This window comes from Paenibacillus vulneris, from assembly GCF_039543185.1.
GTDB classification, from domain to species: domain Bacteria; phylum Bacillota; class Bacilli; order Paenibacillales; family NBRC-103111; genus Paenibacillus_S; species Paenibacillus_S vulneris.
Genome location: NZ_BAABJG010000021.1, coordinates 61,644 through 76,650, shown reverse-complemented (window position 1 = coordinate 76,650; position 15,007 = coordinate 61,644). Strand labels below are relative to the sequence as shown.

16 protein-coding genes and 1 riboswitch are annotated in these 15,007 nt (G+C 51.7%); of the genes, 12 read left to right on the top strand and 4 right to left on the bottom strand.

The window, feature by feature from the left end; all coding sequences use genetic code 11:
* Positions 1-43 precede the first annotated feature (43 nt).
* Together kduI and ABEA66_RS18750 are read left to right on the top strand one after the other, a co-directional pair.
* Positions 44-877 (top strand): 5-dehydro-4-deoxy-D-glucuronate isomerase, encoded by an 834-nt coding sequence (kduI, locus tag ABEA66_RS18755; protein ID WP_179135954.1) that lies wholly within the window; start codon positions 44-46, stop codon positions 875-877.
* A gap of 285 nt (positions 878-1,162) precedes the next feature.
* Positions 1,163-1,750 carry a DUF3238 domain-containing protein gene (locus tag ABEA66_RS18750; RefSeq protein ID WP_345589747.1) on the top strand — a complete coding sequence of 196 codons (588 nt, stop codon included), beginning with the start codon at positions 1,163-1,165 and terminating at the stop codon, positions 1,748-1,750.
* Positions 1,751-1,809: 59 nt separating this feature from the next.
* Here the strand turns inward: ABEA66_RS18750 and ABEA66_RS18745 are convergent, their stop codons facing one another.
* The gene (locus ABEA66_RS18745) at positions 1,810-2,022 is read right to left on the bottom strand and encodes a YrzA family protein (RefSeq protein WP_345589745.1); all 213 of its coding nucleotides are present in this window, start codon (positions 2,020-2,022) and stop codon (positions 1,810-1,812) included.
* Positions 2,023-2,252: 230 nt separating this feature from the next.
* On the opposite strand from ABEA66_RS18745, the gene ABEA66_RS18740 reads away from it, so the two are divergent.
* The 4 genes from ABEA66_RS18740 to ABEA66_RS18725 all read left to right on the top strand — a co-directional run bounded on the left by ABEA66_RS18740 (position 2,253) and on the right by ABEA66_RS18725 (position 4,693).
* Complete coding sequence (locus ABEA66_RS18740) at positions 2,253-3,443, top strand: MFS transporter (RefSeq protein ID WP_345589744.1); 1,191 nt, start codon at positions 2,253-2,255, stop codon at positions 3,441-3,443.
* The gene (locus ABEA66_RS18735) at positions 3,440-3,991 is read left to right on the top strand and encodes an SLOG family protein (RefSeq protein WP_079909875.1); all 552 of its coding nucleotides are present in this window, start codon (positions 3,440-3,442) and stop codon (positions 3,989-3,991) included. Before ABEA66_RS18740 ends, ABEA66_RS18735 begins: the two co-directional genes overlap by 4 nt.
* A 67-nt stretch (positions 3,992-4,058) precedes the next feature.
* Positions 4,059-4,265 (top strand): hypothetical protein, encoded by a 207-nt coding sequence (locus ABEA66_RS18730; protein WP_192704108.1) that lies wholly within the window; start codon positions 4,059-4,061, stop codon positions 4,263-4,265.
* A gap of 131 nt (positions 4,266-4,396) precedes the next feature.
* On the top strand, positions 4,397-4,693 hold the full coding sequence (locus tag ABEA66_RS18725) for a DUF6509 family protein (RefSeq protein ID WP_079909877.1): 297 nt from the start codon (positions 4,397-4,399) through the stop codon (positions 4,691-4,693).
* A 136-nt stretch (positions 4,694-4,829) separates the two neighbouring features.
* On the opposite strand, the gene ABEA66_RS18720 is transcribed toward ABEA66_RS18725, so the two are convergent.
* Positions 4,830-5,456 carry a pyridoxamine 5'-phosphate oxidase family protein gene (locus ABEA66_RS18720; RefSeq protein ID WP_345589742.1) on the bottom strand — a complete coding sequence of 209 codons (627 nt, stop codon included), beginning with the start codon at positions 5,454-5,456 and terminating at the stop codon, positions 4,830-4,832.
* A gap of 115 nt (positions 5,457-5,571) precedes the next feature.
* Between ABEA66_RS18720 and pdxR the strand changes: the two genes are divergently transcribed.
* The 3 genes from pdxR to ABEA66_RS18705 all read left to right on the top strand — a co-directional run bounded on the left by pdxR (position 5,572) and on the right by ABEA66_RS18705 (position 9,343).
* Entirely contained in the window at positions 5,572-7,029 is a 1,458-nt protein-coding gene (pdxR, locus tag ABEA66_RS18715; RefSeq protein ID WP_345589740.1) for a MocR-like pyridoxine biosynthesis transcription factor PdxR, read from the top strand.
* A gap of 106 nt (positions 7,030-7,135) precedes the next feature.
* Positions 7,136-8,533 (top strand): stalk domain-containing protein, encoded by a 1,398-nt coding sequence (locus ABEA66_RS18710; RefSeq protein WP_345589737.1) that lies wholly within the window; start codon positions 7,136-7,138, stop codon positions 8,531-8,533.
* 75 nt (positions 8,534-8,608) lie between these two features.
* Positions 8,609-9,343, top strand: a complete 735-nt coding sequence (locus tag ABEA66_RS18705) for a WecB/TagA/CpsF family glycosyltransferase (RefSeq protein ID WP_345589735.1) — start codon at positions 8,609-8,611, stop codon at positions 9,341-9,343.
* 196 nt (positions 9,344-9,539) lie between these two features.
* On the opposite strand, the gene ABEA66_RS18700 is transcribed toward ABEA66_RS18705, so the two are convergent.
* Both ABEA66_RS18700 and asd read right to left on the bottom strand, forming a co-directional pair.
* The gene (locus ABEA66_RS18700) at positions 9,540-10,805 is read right to left on the bottom strand and encodes an MFS transporter (protein WP_377741297.1); all 1,266 of its coding nucleotides are present in this window, start codon (positions 10,803-10,805) and stop codon (positions 9,540-9,542) included.
* Between the two features lie 31 nt (positions 10,806-10,836).
* On the bottom strand, positions 10,837-11,625 hold the full coding sequence (gene asd, locus ABEA66_RS18695; protein ID WP_079909883.1) for an archaetidylserine decarboxylase: 789 nt from the start codon (positions 11,623-11,625) through the stop codon (positions 10,837-10,839).
* 246 nt (positions 11,626-11,871) lie between these two features.
* A riboswitch (TPP riboswitch) is annotated at positions 11,872-11,976 on the top strand.
* Positions 11,977-12,108: 132 nt separating this feature from the next.
* Between asd and ABEA66_RS18690 the strand changes: the two genes are divergently transcribed.
* Genes ABEA66_RS18690 through ABEA66_RS18680 form a run of 3 tightly spaced genes read left to right on the top strand, consistent with a single transcriptional unit; the run spans position 12,109 to position 14,967 of the window.
* A complete protein-coding gene (locus tag ABEA66_RS18690; RefSeq protein ID WP_079909884.1) occupies positions 12,109-12,696 on the top strand; it encodes an ECF transporter S component in 588 nt (195 codons plus the stop codon).
* The gene (locus ABEA66_RS18685; RefSeq protein WP_345589732.1) at positions 12,693-14,186 is read left to right on the top strand and encodes an ABC transporter ATP-binding protein; all 1,494 of its coding nucleotides are present in this window, start codon (positions 12,693-12,695) and stop codon (positions 14,184-14,186) included. Before ABEA66_RS18690 ends, ABEA66_RS18685 begins: the two co-directional genes overlap by 4 nt.
* Complete coding sequence (locus ABEA66_RS18680) at positions 14,161-14,967, top strand: energy-coupling factor transporter transmembrane component T family protein (RefSeq protein ID WP_345589731.1); 807 nt, start codon at positions 14,161-14,163, stop codon at positions 14,965-14,967. Before ABEA66_RS18685 ends, ABEA66_RS18680 begins: the two co-directional genes overlap by 26 nt.
* The last annotated feature ends 40 nt before the right edge of the window (positions 14,968-15,007 follow it).

The window sequence follows — 15,007 nt, the reverse complement described above, 5'->3', positions numbered from 1 at the left end:
ATCAACATCGCTGCCAATTATTACTGAGGAGGCAATTATTGTTATGGAAATCCGCTACGCGACAAATCCGACGGAAACGAAATCGTACGATACGGACAAGCTAAGAAACGAATATTTGATCGAAGGGCTGTTTGTTCCAGGCAAATTGACTATGGTATACAGCCACGTTGACCGTTTTATTACAGGCGGCGTTATCCCAACTTCCGAGCCGATCAAACTCGAAGCGGACAAGCATGAGATGGGTGCTGACTTCTTTCTGGAGCGTCGTGAAATCGGGATCATCAACGTTGGACCTAAAGGCTCCGTTATCGTTGAAGGTACAGAATATGAATTGAACACTAGAGACTGCCTGTATGTAGGTCTTGGCAATAAAGAAGTAACGTTCAAAAGCGCTGACGCTTCGAACCCAGCACGCTTCTACTTCAACTCCACGCCAGCTCACAAGCAGTATCCAACTGTAAAAGTAGGTCTGGAAGAGGCTGAAACCGAGCACCTGGGTTCCATCAACTCGTCTAACGAGCGCGTTATTCATAGATACATCCACTTGAACGGCGTTCAAAGCTGCCAATTGGTTATGGGTATGACTTTGCTGAAGCCGGGCAACATGTGGAATACAATGCCTTGCCATACGCACAACCGTCGTTCTGAAGTATACTTCTACTTTGATATGCCGGAAGACGGCCTGGTGTTCCATTTCATGGGCGAGCCTAGTGAAACCCGTCACCTGGTTGTTCGCAACGAGCAAGCGGTTATCTCCCCAAGCTGGTCCATTCATTCCGGTGTTGGTACCAACAACTACACCTTCATCTGGGCTATGGCCGGTGAGAACCAAGTGTTCCACGACATGGACAAAGTAGATCCTAAGGATCTTCGTTAATCCGACAAGCGCATCAAGGTGCGTAGAAAAGACTGTTCCGCTCGACATTCATTTGTCCTGCGGGCAGTCTTTTTTTATTTGTTACAGGGCGGCCGGATTTTTCTCATTGTCAACGGATCGGGGCTGATGAGATAATGGGCTTGTGAGCAAGGGATAGAAAATGGGAGGAAACGGTCCGTAGACATCAGAAGAATCGTGAATCTGCAGCAAGAGAAGTCGTATATCATAGGCTCACGGTGAGTGCATAAGCCGATTTCCCTTACAAAGAATGAGGGGTTGATGAGCATGGCAAGTATCGTCAAAATCAGGGCCAGCGTGTTTATCGGGGGAATGAGCTGGCTGCCGGCAATTCTCGATCCGGAGACAGGAAACAAGCTGGAGTATGCAGCGGACATCCGTGGCTTCACTCCCCATGCGGTAAACACAGGACGTTCTCGCGTTGAGCAGGAGGTAAGCGTCGATTTTGCAAAACAAAGGCTCGTCGTTCACGCCAACACCGGCTTAACGATCTTGCGGGTAACCGACACGGACGGTAAGGTGCAGTTTAAGGAAGGCAGGGCGGCTGTGGACGGGATCACCGTATCAAATGAAGTCTGGGGAGAGCATGAGGTTTCCTTCGTGATGAGAGCCAGCGTCAGCAATCCGTTAAGGCTTGACGCCCCGACTGTAGATTATCGTTTAGAGGTCACCGTGCATAAAGACGGCATTGCACATATCCGTGGTTCTCATGACGGCTTTCCATGCTATGAATTTTATAAACAGGTTGACTTTGGCGAGCATCAGCTTATTCACTCGCATCATTTTCTGGATACCGGAGATACGCCTCAGGCAATGGCCGGGGATATGGAATATCATTTCGAGAAGACCGTATAAATGAAACCGCCCCTCTGAACCCGTGCCAATGGGAGCAGAGGGGCTTTGAATGCGCCTGCTTAAAACGATTTCGCCTTGAAATGAACGACTGCGCTGTATAGCATTTTCCCGAGATTAGGGTCAAATACCACATGATGATCGATAGCGTAAACATCCAGCAGCAGCGCCTTGTTATTCTCGATTTGCTCCGAAATTTTTCGCTCCAGCGTCTTCATATCGTAAGCTTCGAAAAACTCCACTTTGTTTTCAATCCGATCCAGACGGAACTCCATGACTTTCCTCTCCTACTACGGTTTTTACCATCTATTGTACCAGATATAAGATTAGGGACAAGACTTGTGCGGTAATGCTTTCTCTGAGCAGTACTCGAATGAGGGAGCGATGACTCGCCCGGAAGATAGGTCTTCCTCCGGAGGAAGAACGCCTATGCTTTGCCTCACGAAAAACACGTTGTCAATCCATGGAACGGGTGAGATAATAGGTCTCGTACGCCTTATTCTATATGAAAAGAGAGAACCCTCTCATGATCTACTTTCTGTTATTTTACACGATTGTCTATATGGGAAATGCAGTATACGGGACCTATATCCCGGTCTACTTCCAATCGGTAGGAGCCACTCCTGCACAAATAGGCACTTTGCTGAGCTTGGGGCCGCTAGTGGCCGTGCTTGCCCAGCCTTTATGGGGGATGGTAGGGGACCGGGCAAAAACCAAGAACTCTGTGCTGGCTTGTCTTCTTATCGGCAGCGGAGTTATGGTTCTGCTGTTTCCGCTATCTTCGGCGTTCTACTATTTGTTGATTATGGTATGTCTGTTTACTTTTTTCCAAACCTCTATCTTCGCGATCAGCGATGCCATTACCTTGGAGGAGCTGGACAAACAAAAGCGCTGGTCCTTCGGAGGCATCCGGTTGGGCGGAACGTTTGGCTTTGCCATGATGTCCATCGTGTTCGGCTATTTGGCCAAAATTCATATCGATTACCTGTTTCCCGTCTTTGCTGGGGTGATGCTGGCCTCTCTCTTGCTGTTAACGCGCTTTCCCAAAATATCGGGGTATCAGTCGGCGAGCAACAAAATGCAGATCTGGGTTCTGTTCAAAAACCGCAAATTAATGACGTACCTGGCCATTAATCTTGTACTGCAAATAACATTGGGGTATTATTATTCGTTCTTTCCCATCTATTTCCGTGAGCTTGGGGCCGATAATGCGATGATCGGCTGGTCTATGGTTATTTCCTCGCTCAGCGAAATCCCGTTTCTACTGTTCGCCAACCGCTTGATGCAGCGCGTCCGGCTTATTCATATTTTATTGATTTCGAGCCTGGCTACTGCGCTGCGCTGGCTCAGCTTCTCGTTTACGGAAAATCCGTATTGGGTTCTTCCGGCTCAGGCGCTTCATGGACTGATTTTTATCGTCCTGACGGTTACGATGGCGATGTATATTAACCGGGAAGTACCGAAGGAGCTGAAAGCGAGCGGACAGACGCTAAACGGCTTGCTCAGTCTCGGAGTGGCAAGAATTATCGGCAGCTTTTTTGGCGGTTTTGCAAGCGAGGCTTATGGAATGCGCCATGTGTTTATGTTTAATGCCTGGATAGCGCTGGCCTGCAGCGCTTTTATCCTATGGATTAGCATCAAAGAGAAGAGAGCGGAGGCAGCCGCATCGGGAGACAAAGGAGTGCTGAATCAGTGAATCGGATATTGGTAACAGGGTATAAGGCAGCTGAGCTGGGCATCTACTCACTGAAGCATCCGGGAATTCCCATCATTAAGAAAGCGATCAAAAAGCAGCTTACCGCCCTGATGGATGAAGGGCTGGAATGGGTTATTGTCAGCGGTCAATGGGGTGTGGAGCTGTGGGCCGCCGAGGCGGTGTTAGAGCTTCAGGAAACCCATGAACAGCTGCAGTTGGCTGTCATCACACCGTTTCTCGAGCAGGAGGAGAATTGGAGCGACGAGAAGAAGAGCTTGTACGCAAGCGTGCTCCAGAGAGCCAATTACGTGAACAGCGTGACGAAGATGAAGTATGAGGGTCCATGGCAGTTTAAAGAGAAAAACAAATTTTTGCTGCGTAATTCAGACGGTATCCTTCTCGTATACGATGAGGAGAAGGAAGGGTCCCCAAAGTTCATGAAAGAACAAGCCGCTGCACTGGCGAATAGACAGGCTTACCGCATCATCAGCATCACCGCCAATGACCTGCAAAATATTATTGAGGAGGAACAGATGGAGCAATACTAAAACCTTCTTCCCCTTCATAAGATAGTATCACACTTAGGGAAACTAAGTGCACATTGGAGGGATTCATATGGGAGAAGAATTTCAAAGGGATGAATTGCTGGTTGAAGAGGCTGCAGCGGAAGTGGAAGTGGTTGTAAGCGCTTCAGAAGAAGCCGAGGAAGAGGCAGTAGAGGAAGAGGTTGAGGAGGAAGCAGCTGAAGAGGCAGAAGCCGGCGAAGAAGCAGAAGATTCATCCGACGGGTCAGAAGAGTCAGGTTCAGAGGTTTCCGAATAGCGTATTGCTCCAAATCCCTTCTCCAAGAACACACATTCGACCTGTTCAGCGATGAACAGGTTTTTAATTTTGCTTCTTTTCTATGTATAATAGGGTCTGAAGGCAGTAAGGAAAGGATGAACCCTATAACTATGAACATCACCGATTACAGCGTGGAATTTGTAAAGGACCCGTTCGGCATTTTACCAGGCAAACGATATGAATTTGTCCTGGATATCGAGGTCGATGAGGAGGACGAGCTGTACTCCGACCAAGGCTTGTATGTCAGAGCTATCTACAGCGTGGAGGAAGCCGGATCGCGAATCGTGAAATATGAGATTTTCGAAAGAGGGACGGAGCGGTACCTCGAATTTGATATGGAAGATGAAGAAATCGCTTTGGTAGAGGCATTTTGCCAAGAGCATTACCATGAGGCTGAAGAAGCCTAACTGCATACGCCAGAAAGAAAAGAGCGAGCCGGAATTTGAGCCGGCAGCTCTTTTTTCGATATAGGATAGTCGGTTCCGCCTAAACATCTCCTACAATTTCAGCAGGTGTCATGAGATTAGCCGAATCCGTCCAGGCTTATTCCTGCATATTTTTGTGATGCGGACAATAGGCGTTCATCAGGTCTAAGGTTTCGGCGTCCCATGTGCCCCCGCGCTGCTGCAGCCCGTCAGTCACTTGAGTAAAACGGGGCTCCGTCAAATTTTGCCCGAATTTATATTTCGAGCTCATCTCGCTCACCCGGATGCGCACGACGCCTGTTGCTTTCAGCTGAGAAGCATAGTCGGAATCTGACGGATCGATAGGCTCATACCCTCCCTCCGGCTGAAGCTTGCGCATGAAAGCTTGAAGCGCTCCGGCCTTTTCCCCGGCATCCTCGACCATTTCGGCCGTACCCTTGATCAGAACCGATTTAAAATAAGCGGTAGCGGGACAAGCCAGCCTCGGATCTAGAAAGTAGGAAGGGATAATGGCATACTCCTTGGCAACAGCGAAGGTTACCCGGGCTTCGCGCTTTAGATTTTTCATTTTTTGCCCGATTTTGCTGCCGTGAAAATAAATGCGATCCTCGTAATACACGAAATTAAGAGGCGTCAGCTCAGGCCATCCGTCCTCTCCGATGGTGCCCAGAACCCCGAAGCTCATCTCCTGTAAAAATAACTCCGTCTCCTTCTTATCCATCATTTCAAATTCTTTTCTTCTCATGGTTCAACCTCCATTGCTCTATTGACATCTAGATTACGATTATGGATTGACAATCGAAAAGCACCAATTTACATTATTTTTAATGTACCAATGCGAGTGGAGAGGATCGATAGCCATGCATTTTCAAATTCCTTATCACGGTTATGAGCTGAAATATTCGACCAAAATGCAGGCGTTGTATCATGCGTTGCGGGATACGATTGTAGAAGGGATACTGCCTTATGGGACCAGACTGCCCTCCAGCAGGGAGATGGCCGGCTTGTACGGGATGTCCCGCGGAACGGTCAATCAAGTGTACGATATGCTTGCTTCCGTCGGTTATGTAGTAAGCGAAGTCGGACGAGGTACCTTTATCTCCTATCGGGGGGAGGGCCCCAAGGAACCGGATACGGCAAAAAAAGAATACAGGCTCTCCGAATGGGGTCGTCGGCTGCTGGAGCAGTCCGGACCTGCAGCTCTGTACACACCGGCGCCGTCGGCAGCCGCAATGAAGGCAGATTTTGATACGCTCCACCCGGAATATGATGCGTTTCCGAAGGAAGAATGGAGCCGTTGTTTGTATGCCGCTTCCAGAGAATTGACCAAGGGAGACGGCCCAATGGAGCTTCCTCCGGCGCAGGGGGACGATGCATTAAGAGAGTGTATCGCCCAATACTTGCGCAGAGCCCGAGGCATTGCTGCTGTTAAGGAGCAGATTGTCATTGTGAACGGCTCCATGCAAGCTATTGCGCTTGCGGTCCAGATGCTCGTACAGTCGGGAGATAAGGTCGTCATGGAAAGCCCTGGATTCAGGGGAATTCCAAGAGCTGTTCACGCGGTGAACGGTATAGGCGTTGCTGTAGAAGTGGACAGGCACGGGATTGTCCCGGACGACTGGAATGCCAGGCTGCTGTTCGTGACGCCAAGCAGGCAGTATCCTACCGGCGCCGTACTAAGCATGGAAAGAAGGCAGCAGCTTCTTCAGTGGGCACAGGAGAGGGACGCCATCATTGTAGAAGATGACTATGACAGCGAGTTCCGTCATCGGGGGAAGGCATTAGAGCCGTTAAAGGTATTGGACCGTCAAGAACGGGTTATCTATATAGGCAGCTTTACCAAAACGATGCTTCCGACCATTCGAATCGGCTATGCCGTTCTCCCGTTGCCGCTGGTCCTCCCCTTCGTGAAGGCCAAATCGCTGTATGAGCCGCTGCCTGCCGGCTTGCTGGAGCAAAAGGCGCTCGCAGGCTTCATGCAGAACGGTCAGTATGAGAAGCATCTGCGCAGGATGAAGCGGGTGTACAGCCGCAAGTTTGAGTTTCTGCTCAAGCAGCTTCAAACGCATTTGTCCGAACCGTTCGATTGGGTGGAGAGCGATGCCGGGCTGCATATTTTTGGCTGGTGGCGAGGAGCTGCGGGCCAATATGAGTCATTTCGTGACCGCTGCGCTTCAGCGGGCGTCCGCTGGTCGGAGATTGTTACCGATAAAGCGGCAAAGCTTAAATATGGCGCTTGTTTTCACTTTCCTCATTTGCCGCAGGAAGCAATGGAATATGGGGTCCGGACCATGAAGGAGCTGGCCGCGCGGATATAAAGACAGGAAGGGGATTGATGATTTTTCCATGGAAGGAAATATATGAGGCCCTGTCGAAGTAACGTCTAAGATAAACCGTTTTCAAAAGGTCGGGGAGATGAGGCGCTTGAAACGATGGGCAATTGGCTTCTTGTTAGCGTTGACTGCGGCAGGGCCGGTCCTGTCTGCTGCTGCGTATGCGGAGGAAACCGGGATTCATGTCACAATCAATGGAGCACCCGCGTTGTTCGAAAATACGCCGATCCTTATTGACGGCCATGCCATGATTCCAGGGAAGGAGCTGCTTCCGTCAATTGGCGCCAGCTTCTCGTGGACGGCCGGCAAACAAACCGTTGTCGGCATGAAGAACGGGACCAGGATAGAGCTCGACATCGGCTCCCGGCAAGCAAGGGTATCCGGGCAGGCTTCGGAGATGAATGTTCCGGTGCAGCTGCAAGACGGAGAGCCATTGGTTCCCCTCCGCTTTGTCTGTAACGCGCTAGGGATGTATGTGCATTGGAACGAGGAGACCAGGACGATTTCTGTTGAAAACGACGATCCGCTGAACGGAAGAACGAAGCGGCAGATCGATGCGCGGATCCGGGCGTCTGCTCCGGTCTTTTCCGGAGCTGTTTTCGAGGAGAAGCCTCATATCACGGCTCCCCATAAACCAGGCAAGCTGAACACGGATTATGTGGAAGACGGGGTGAAAGCCGTCAATCTGATGCGTTATTTGGCAGGCCTGCCCGATGATCTGGTGCAGGATTCGTCCCTCAACGAGCAGGCTCAGTACGGAGCGGTGCTTCTGGCCGACTACGGCAAGCTGTCCCATACCCCCGGCAAGACGGCGGGCATGGATGAAGACTTTTATAAAAAAGGGTACTTATCCACGAGCACGAGCAATATTTACAGTATTTATGCCGCCGGCAGCGCCATTAAGCCGAGCAGCCTGTTAACACGGACGGTTGCATCCTACATGAGCGACCATGACGATTCAAATCGGGCGACGGTCGGACACCGCCGGTGGATTCTGTACCCGCCGCTGCAAAAAATCGGCTTCGGGCTTGCGGAAGGGAGACGTTTCCACGATTATCGAACGTATTATTCCCCTATGCAGGTGTTTGATAAAAGCCGGCCTGTCCCATTCGAATACGATATCATCACCTGGCCGGGGAAGGGTTACTTCCCGTTACCTTATTTCCAGGGAAGTGATCCTTGGTCAGTTTCCTTGAACCCGGAATTGTTCAAGAAACCGAATCTAGGGGATGTAACCGTTACGCTGACGCGTCTAAACGATCAAACCATCTGGACGTTGGATCAGGAGGATCAGGAAGGCCGGAACGGCGGCACCTACTTTAATGTCGATACTACCGCTTATGGCGTTCCTTACTGCATCATTTTTAAGCCGAATGACGGCATCCAATATATGGATGGAGACCGCTTCGAGGTTCAAATATCCGGATTAAAGGACAGACAAGGGAACCCGGCGTCAGTCAATTATCAGGTTGTCATGTTTGCAAGTTGACTAATCGAGCCGGTACAATCATGGGATAAGAACTGAATTTACAAGACCCATACCAATAACGAAGCAGGTGATCCCTTGTTACAACCGGTACCTATCATGGGGATTCCGTTCTCCCCTCTTGATTTGAACGAGACGCTGCAGCACCTTGCCGATCGGGTGAATAGCCCCGGAGATTCTTTGTTTCATCTTATTACGGCCAACCCTGAATTTGTCATGACGGCCCTTCAGGACCGCAAATTCAAGCAAATTATGGATGCGGCCCACCTGATAACTCCTGATGGTATAGGAATCGTCCTGGCTTCCAGATGGAAAGGAACCCCGCTCAAGGAAAGGGTGACGGGGTACGATCTTTTGATCGGCTTGCTCGAGATGGGCAATGAAAGAGGCTATTCATTCTTTTTGCTGGGGGCAGATGAAGAGACGAGCCGCCAAGCGGCGGACAACATTGCGGCACGCTATCCCGGGGTTCGCATTGCGGGGAGGCATCACGGCTTCTTTGGCAAGGAGCAGGAGGAAGCAATCGTTCGCACCATTCAAGCCGCCAAGCCCGACTTTCTGATCGTTGCTATGGGGGCGCCGTATTCGGAGAAGTGGATTACGAGGTACAAAACAAGTCTTCACGCCAAAGTAGCCTTCGGAGTCGGCGGAAGCCTCGATATTATTGCCGGAACTGTCAAGAGGGCGCCGGTCCTATGGCAGAACCTCCATCTGGAATGGCTGCACCGGCTGCTGTCCAAGCCCTCGTTAAGATGGCGAAGGCAGCTTCTGCTGCCGAAGTTTGCCTGGAGAGTTGTTACGGGAAGAGGCTGAGTTCATAGATTGAAGTTAACTTATCCCCATCAAGCGATGGCCTTTGCTATGAAGCTGATTCGGTTAGTTTACGGGGAGCTAGCTCCGAATTTTATCCGTTAAAGCCGTGTCAACAAAGAAATCCTCCTTTCCGTACTTGCGGAGAGGAGGATTTTTTAAGCTTCGATGCCCAGGCGCCATATGGTTTCTGCTGCTTTTAAGCGGGTGCCTGCTGATCCCATTCCTTCAGCTTCTTGTCCGAGGGAAGAAAGAAGGTCAACAGTCCGAGCAGCGGCAGGAAGCTGACCATCTGCATAACTGCCTCCAGATGAAACTTGTCAATCAGGCCGCCCAAGGCTACCGCTCCCAATGCTCCGAGTCCGAAGGCCATGCCGGTGATCAGTCCGGAGACCGTTCCGATTTTACCTGGAACAAGCTCTTGAGCATACACTACGGTCACTGAAAAGCTGGATAAAATAATAAGTCCATTGATCAACAAAATAACGTAGGCCCAAAATGCATTAGCATACGGCAGCACCAGCGCTAGAGGCGCGGAGCCGAGCATGGAGAAGAAAATCATATTCCGCCGTCCGAAACGGTCCGCAAGCGGCCCTCCGAGGAAGGTGCCGACGGCACCGGCAGCCGCAAACAGGAAGATGTAGATTTGCGCATGCTCCAGAGACAGGTTGAATTTCTCCATCAAATAAAACGGGTAGTAGGTCGATACCCCGGAATGGTACCAGGATCTGGCGAACACAAGAAAAATCAGCATCGTAAACGCAAAGGTGATCTGCTTCTTGCGGGCCGGTCGGTTGGCATGTGCGGCGGATTTTTTGACCGGTCTCGGGTTTGCCGCCATATAACCGCTGTACCACCGCGCAATATACATTTGAACGGCTATGGCCAGTCCGGCCACAAGAACGAACCAAATGGCCCCTCGCTGTCCAAGAGGAGCAAAGATGAGCGCCGTCATGATGGAGGCCAGGGATTGTCCGGCGTTGCCGCCTACCTGGAAGATGGACTGTGCCAGCCCGCGCCGGGAGCCTGCGGCCATGTGTGCGACGCGAGAGCCTTCCGGGTGAAAGATGGCGGAGCCCAACCCGACGAAGATGACGGATACGAGAATCATGCCGTAATTGGGTGAAAAGGCAAGGCCCAGCACCCCTAGGCATGTCAATCCCATTCCGAGCGGGAGCATGTAGGGGGAGGGCTTGCGGTCAGAATATAAGCCGATGGCCGGCTGCATAAGCGAAGAGGTCATGTTAAGCGAAAAGACGATAATCCCCGCTTGCATATAGCTTAGATGCATCGAATCCTTAAGAATCGGCAGGATGGCCGGAATAATCGACTGGATGGAATCATTGAACAAATGAACGATGCTTATGGCTAGTAAAATTCGCATGACAGTCGGCTTGAGACTGTGCTGCGGGGCCGATTGCAGTCTTGCGCCGGCGGCTTCCGTTCCGGATGATGCTGCTTGCATAATGGCTTTCTCCTCTGCTAGTACGATGATGTCAGGATGGCTGAATGGTTCCTAACGCTTCTCCCATTTTGACTTTGCTTCCGACATGCAGGTCGCTGCGGCTTAAGAACGTATCGCTCTCCATCAGCAGCACGACGGTGGAGCCGAACTCGAAGTAAGCGAGCTCATCCCCGCGCTGCAAGGTGTTGGGCAGCGGCTTCACGTACTGGATGCTGCTCACGTTCATCGCTCCGACCTTTACTACGGCCACTTCGCCGCCCTCATGCTGCATATAGGTGATCAATCTTTCGTTACGGCTCAATACTCTGCGCATTTGGCGCAAACCGAACTCGTTCACCGGATATACTTTGCCCGGGACGTGCTCTTTCTCGATAATGTTTCCGTCAATCGGGGTATGAATCCGGTGATAATCGGTCGGGCTCAAATATAGCACGAAATAAAATCCGTTCTTATAATTCACCGTACGGGGCGAAAAGTTAAGCAGCTCCTCAACGGTATAATCTTGTCCCTTGACGTTAACGATCAAACCTTCTTCTATCGGTCCCATGCCGGTAATCGCTGCATCAACCGGACTGACGAGGGTATGCTCGGCAGTATCGACCGGACGCAGCCCGGATTTCAAACGTCTCGTAAAAAAATCATTCAGAGAAGCATACTCCGACAGATGCTTCTCGGCGTCTTGAACCGGAATGCCGTATATTTTGGCAAAGCGCGGGATCAATCCGCGACTTGCTCGGGATTTCGCAAAGGATCCGGTTAACCGGGAGATCGACTTGCGGGAGGATAGCTCCGTCAGCAAGCGGAAAAAAGGTTTCATCATAACTGTTCATTCACCTATTTCTTCATAGTGTGGGTCTACCGAATATCTTGACACAGAACAGGGTCCAACGCAAGAAAAAAAGCATGGCCCTACAGGAAGGAAAGGGACATCTGCCCATACGCAAAACGGCGATGTTTCGGTGCCCAACCGGCTCCGGTATCGGCAAGTGAGGAGAGCCGTCTATTTCTGCGAACCGGATAATGCACATTTAGCCGTTGACTTTTATCCCAATCGTGCTAATATGATATTTGTCACTAGGGGAGCCGAAAGGCTGAGACTGGATCGATAGATCCTAGACCCTCTGAACCTGATCTGGATTGTACCAGCGTAGGGAAGTGGAGAACGTTAGAAGCGTGTTATCTACGTACATGCAGGCCACTTCCATGTTGTTGATGGAGGTGGCCTTTTCGCGTTGTCCTGTCAGAACAAGGTCTGGGCTGAGGCCCCGAGCATCATCATATTTAGAAAAAGGAGTGGATGGAAATGTCCAAAGGGTTAAAGCTAACCGACATCCTGGTCACCATCGTCATCGCAGTTGTGTTCGGCATCATTTATCGGTTATGGGGAGATGTGTCCAACGTCGTAAAGCTGGCGGGCTTGCAGCTGGATCAGCTTGTCTACGGGGTATGGTTTATGGCGGCTACGGTAGCGGCACTGATTATCCGCAAACCGGGTGTAGCGCTGCTGGCGGAGGTGGCCGCGGCTTCCGGGGAGCTTCTTACGGGATCGCAATACGGGATTGAATCCTTGACCTACGGGATTGCTCAAGGTTTGCTGGCTGAGCTGGTATTCGCCTTATTCCGGTACCGCAGCTTCTCGATAACGACGGTTTCCCTGGCAGGGATCGGTTCGGCTGTCGCTTCGCTTGTTTTCGACGCGTTTAAAGGCTATTTGATCGATCTGCAAACCTGGAATTTGACGCTGTATTTTGCTTTCCGCATCGTCGGCTCGATCTTCTTCACGGGGATGTGCGCGTACTGGCTGGTGAAAGCTCTGGAGGTTACCGGGGTGACACAGCTTGTCCGTCCGGCGAGCAGCGCAGATTACCAGGCCTTGGAGCGTAAAGGATGATGCAGCAGGAATGTGCATCTGTACATGGACTACGTCTCAAATTCGCCGGTAGTCCGACGCTTCTGTTCAACGATATTTCGTTCTCGGTTCAGACAGGGCAGAAGGTGCTGCTCCTCGGACCGAGCGGATGCGGCAAATCTACGCTGCTTCAAGTATTGACCGGGCTCGTTCCCAATGTGATCGAGGTCCCTGTCAAATTCGACGAGATTGCCATTCCTGCCTCATGGGGCTATGTATTTCAAGACCCGGATACCCAATTCTGCATGCCGTACGTAGATGAAGAAATGGCGTTCGTACTGGAGAATCTGGGGGTTCCGCGGGAGGAGATGAGCGGCAGAATCAGCGACGGGCTGCGTCAGGTAGGACTTGAGCTTCCCGAGCTTCACATGCCCATTCAAGCGATGTCCCAGGGGATGAAGCAGCGTCTGGCGATAGCCTCCGTGCTGGCCCTGGAGCCGGAGGTTCTGTTCTTCGACGAACCGACGGCGCTGCTGGACCCGGAGGGCACGCGGCAGGTGTGGGATACCATCAAGGCCATAGGAAGGGACAAAACGGTCGTTATCGTAGAGCATAAAATCGATGAAATCATCGGATTTGTCGACCGGGTCGTGCTGTTCTCCCCGCAAGGGGATATCTTGGCGGACGGCCCGCCTGCCGACGTATTCGGGCAGCATAAAGAAAAGCTTAAGGAGTACGGTATCTGGTACCCGGAGGTATGGGATGATTACGTCTCCGGACCGGCTTACAGGTCGCTGCGGAATGCTGCAGAGGAGAATCCTGTGCCGGCATCGGGATTGCTTAAGCTGAGCGATTTTAGCGCCTACCGCGGCAGGGAAGCGAAGCTGCGTGTTGAGAAAGCGGCGGCAAGCTCCGGCGAATGGATTGCTGTAGTGGGCGAGAACGGAGCGGGCAAGAGCACGCTGCTTCAAGCCCTGATGCAGCTCATTAAGACCTCGGGCGCTTACGAGCTGGCTGGACGCGGCGTTAAAGGCTTCAAGGATGTGGCGGATACCGCAGCTTACGTCTTTCAAAATCCGGAAATGCAATTTGTAACCCATTCCGTGCTGGACGAGGCGGCGTTCGGGTTCCGCCTCGGGCGGAGGCTGGATGCCGAAAGGCTTGCGCTGGAGCTTCTGGCCGAGTTCGGTCTGGAGGCCCAGCAGAACCAGCACCCTTATCAATTATCGCTCGGACAAAAACGCCGTCTCAGCGTGGCAACGGCAATGTATCAGGCACAGCGGGTTATTTTGCTGGATGAGCCTACGTTCGGACAGGATGCGGCGAACACCTTCGCGATTCTGGAGAAGCTTGAGGCCTGGAGACGCCAGGGAACAACCATTATTATGGTCACGCATGATCTGGAGATCGTCCGGTGGTTCGCAACCCGGGTCTGGGTCGTGGAGCGGGGAAGGCTCGAAGCGGACACGACGCCGTCGCATTATTTGCAGAAGGAAGTGAAGGATAGTGGACAACTTATTGGCTTACGATGAAACCTGGCTGCACCGAGTGAATCCGAGCTTCAAGCTGCTGCTGTCTCTGGCCTTGTTCTTTGTCCTTCTCTTCACGGACAATCTTAATGTTCTGGTCAATCTGACCCTTGCCCAGCTGATTCTGCTGCTGTGCTTTTCGGGACAGCCTCTGCACCGGCTGCTGCTGATGTTCCTGCCGTTCGGACTGCTCTTCGTGTCGTCCTCCATGTCCATGATGCTGTTCGGAAAAGGGGACACGACATGGATTCATTGGGGATTGATTCGGGTTACGGAGGAGAGCTTCTACCGCGGGCTTCATATCGGCTTGAAGACCGTCAACATGGCGCTCACAGGATTGACGTTTGCATTGACGACAAGGCCCGTCGCCTTGTTCTACTCGCTGATGCAGCAGTGCAAGCTGCCTGCGAAATTCGCTTACAGCTTTATGGCCGCTTTACGGCTGATTCCCATCATGGCTGCCGAATTCCAGACGCTCGGCATGGCGCTGAAGGTGCGCGGTGTTAAAAGGCGCGCAGGTTTAGGCGGCGTGTATGAGACGCTAAGGCTCTACGCGATCCCTCTGCTGGCGCAGAGCATCCGCCGGGCGCAGCGTATTGCAGTTGCGATGGAGGCCAAGCGCTTCTCGGCTTCGCGCCATCGTACATTTTATTATCGGATCGGATTTTCCCAGCGCGATGTCTATTTGCTTTTCTATTTGGTGCTGACGGTGTGCGCTGCTCTGTATTTGGGCCAGCATTTTCCTTATTTCCATGTAGGAGATGTAAGGTATAAAGTCGTCTGATCTTGAGATTAGGATGTAAGCAAAATTAAAGGAGGAACTG

Excerpts from the sequence above, each read along its gene's own strand:
- ABEA66_RS18720 (WP_345589742.1), bottom strand. The coding sequence starts at position 5,456 with ATGAGAAGAAAAGAATTTGAAATGATGGATAAGAAGGAGACGGAGTTA.
- ABEA66_RS18750 (WP_345589747.1), top strand. The coding sequence starts at position 1,163 with ATGGCAAGTATCGTCAAAATCAGGGCCAGCGTGTTTATCGGGGGAATG.
- pdxR (WP_345589740.1), top strand. The coding sequence starts at position 5,572 with ATGCATTTTCAAATTCCTTATCACGGTTATGAGCTGAAATATTCGACC.
- asd (WP_079909883.1), bottom strand. The coding sequence starts at position 11,625 with ATGATGAAACCTTTTTTCCGCTTGCTGACGGAGCTATCCTCCCGCAAG.
- ABEA66_RS18685 (WP_345589732.1), top strand. The coding sequence starts at position 12,693 with ATGATGCAGCAGGAATGTGCATCTGTACATGGACTACGTCTCAAATTC.
- ABEA66_RS18725 (WP_079909877.1), top strand. The coding sequence starts at position 4,397 with ATGAACATCACCGATTACAGCGTGGAATTTGTAAAGGACCCGTTCGGC.
- ABEA66_RS18690 (WP_079909884.1), top strand. The coding sequence starts at position 12,109 with ATGTCCAAAGGGTTAAAGCTAACCGACATCCTGGTCACCATCGTCATC.
- ABEA66_RS18700 (WP_377741297.1), bottom strand. The coding sequence starts at position 10,805 with ATGCAAGCAGCATCATCCGGAACGGAAGCCGCCGGCGCAAGACTGCAA.
- ABEA66_RS18745 (WP_345589745.1), bottom strand. The coding sequence starts at position 2,022 with ATGGAGTTCCGTCTGGATCGGATTGAAAACAAAGTGGAGTTTTTCGAA.
- kduI (WP_179135954.1), top strand. The coding sequence starts at position 44 with ATGGAAATCCGCTACGCGACAAATCCGACGGAAACGAAATCGTACGAT.
- ABEA66_RS18740 (WP_345589744.1), top strand. The coding sequence starts at position 2,253 with ATGAAAAGAGAGAACCCTCTCATGATCTACTTTCTGTTATTTTACACG.
- ABEA66_RS18730 (WP_192704108.1), top strand. The coding sequence starts at position 4,059 with ATGGGAGAAGAATTTCAAAGGGATGAATTGCTGGTTGAAGAGGCTGCA.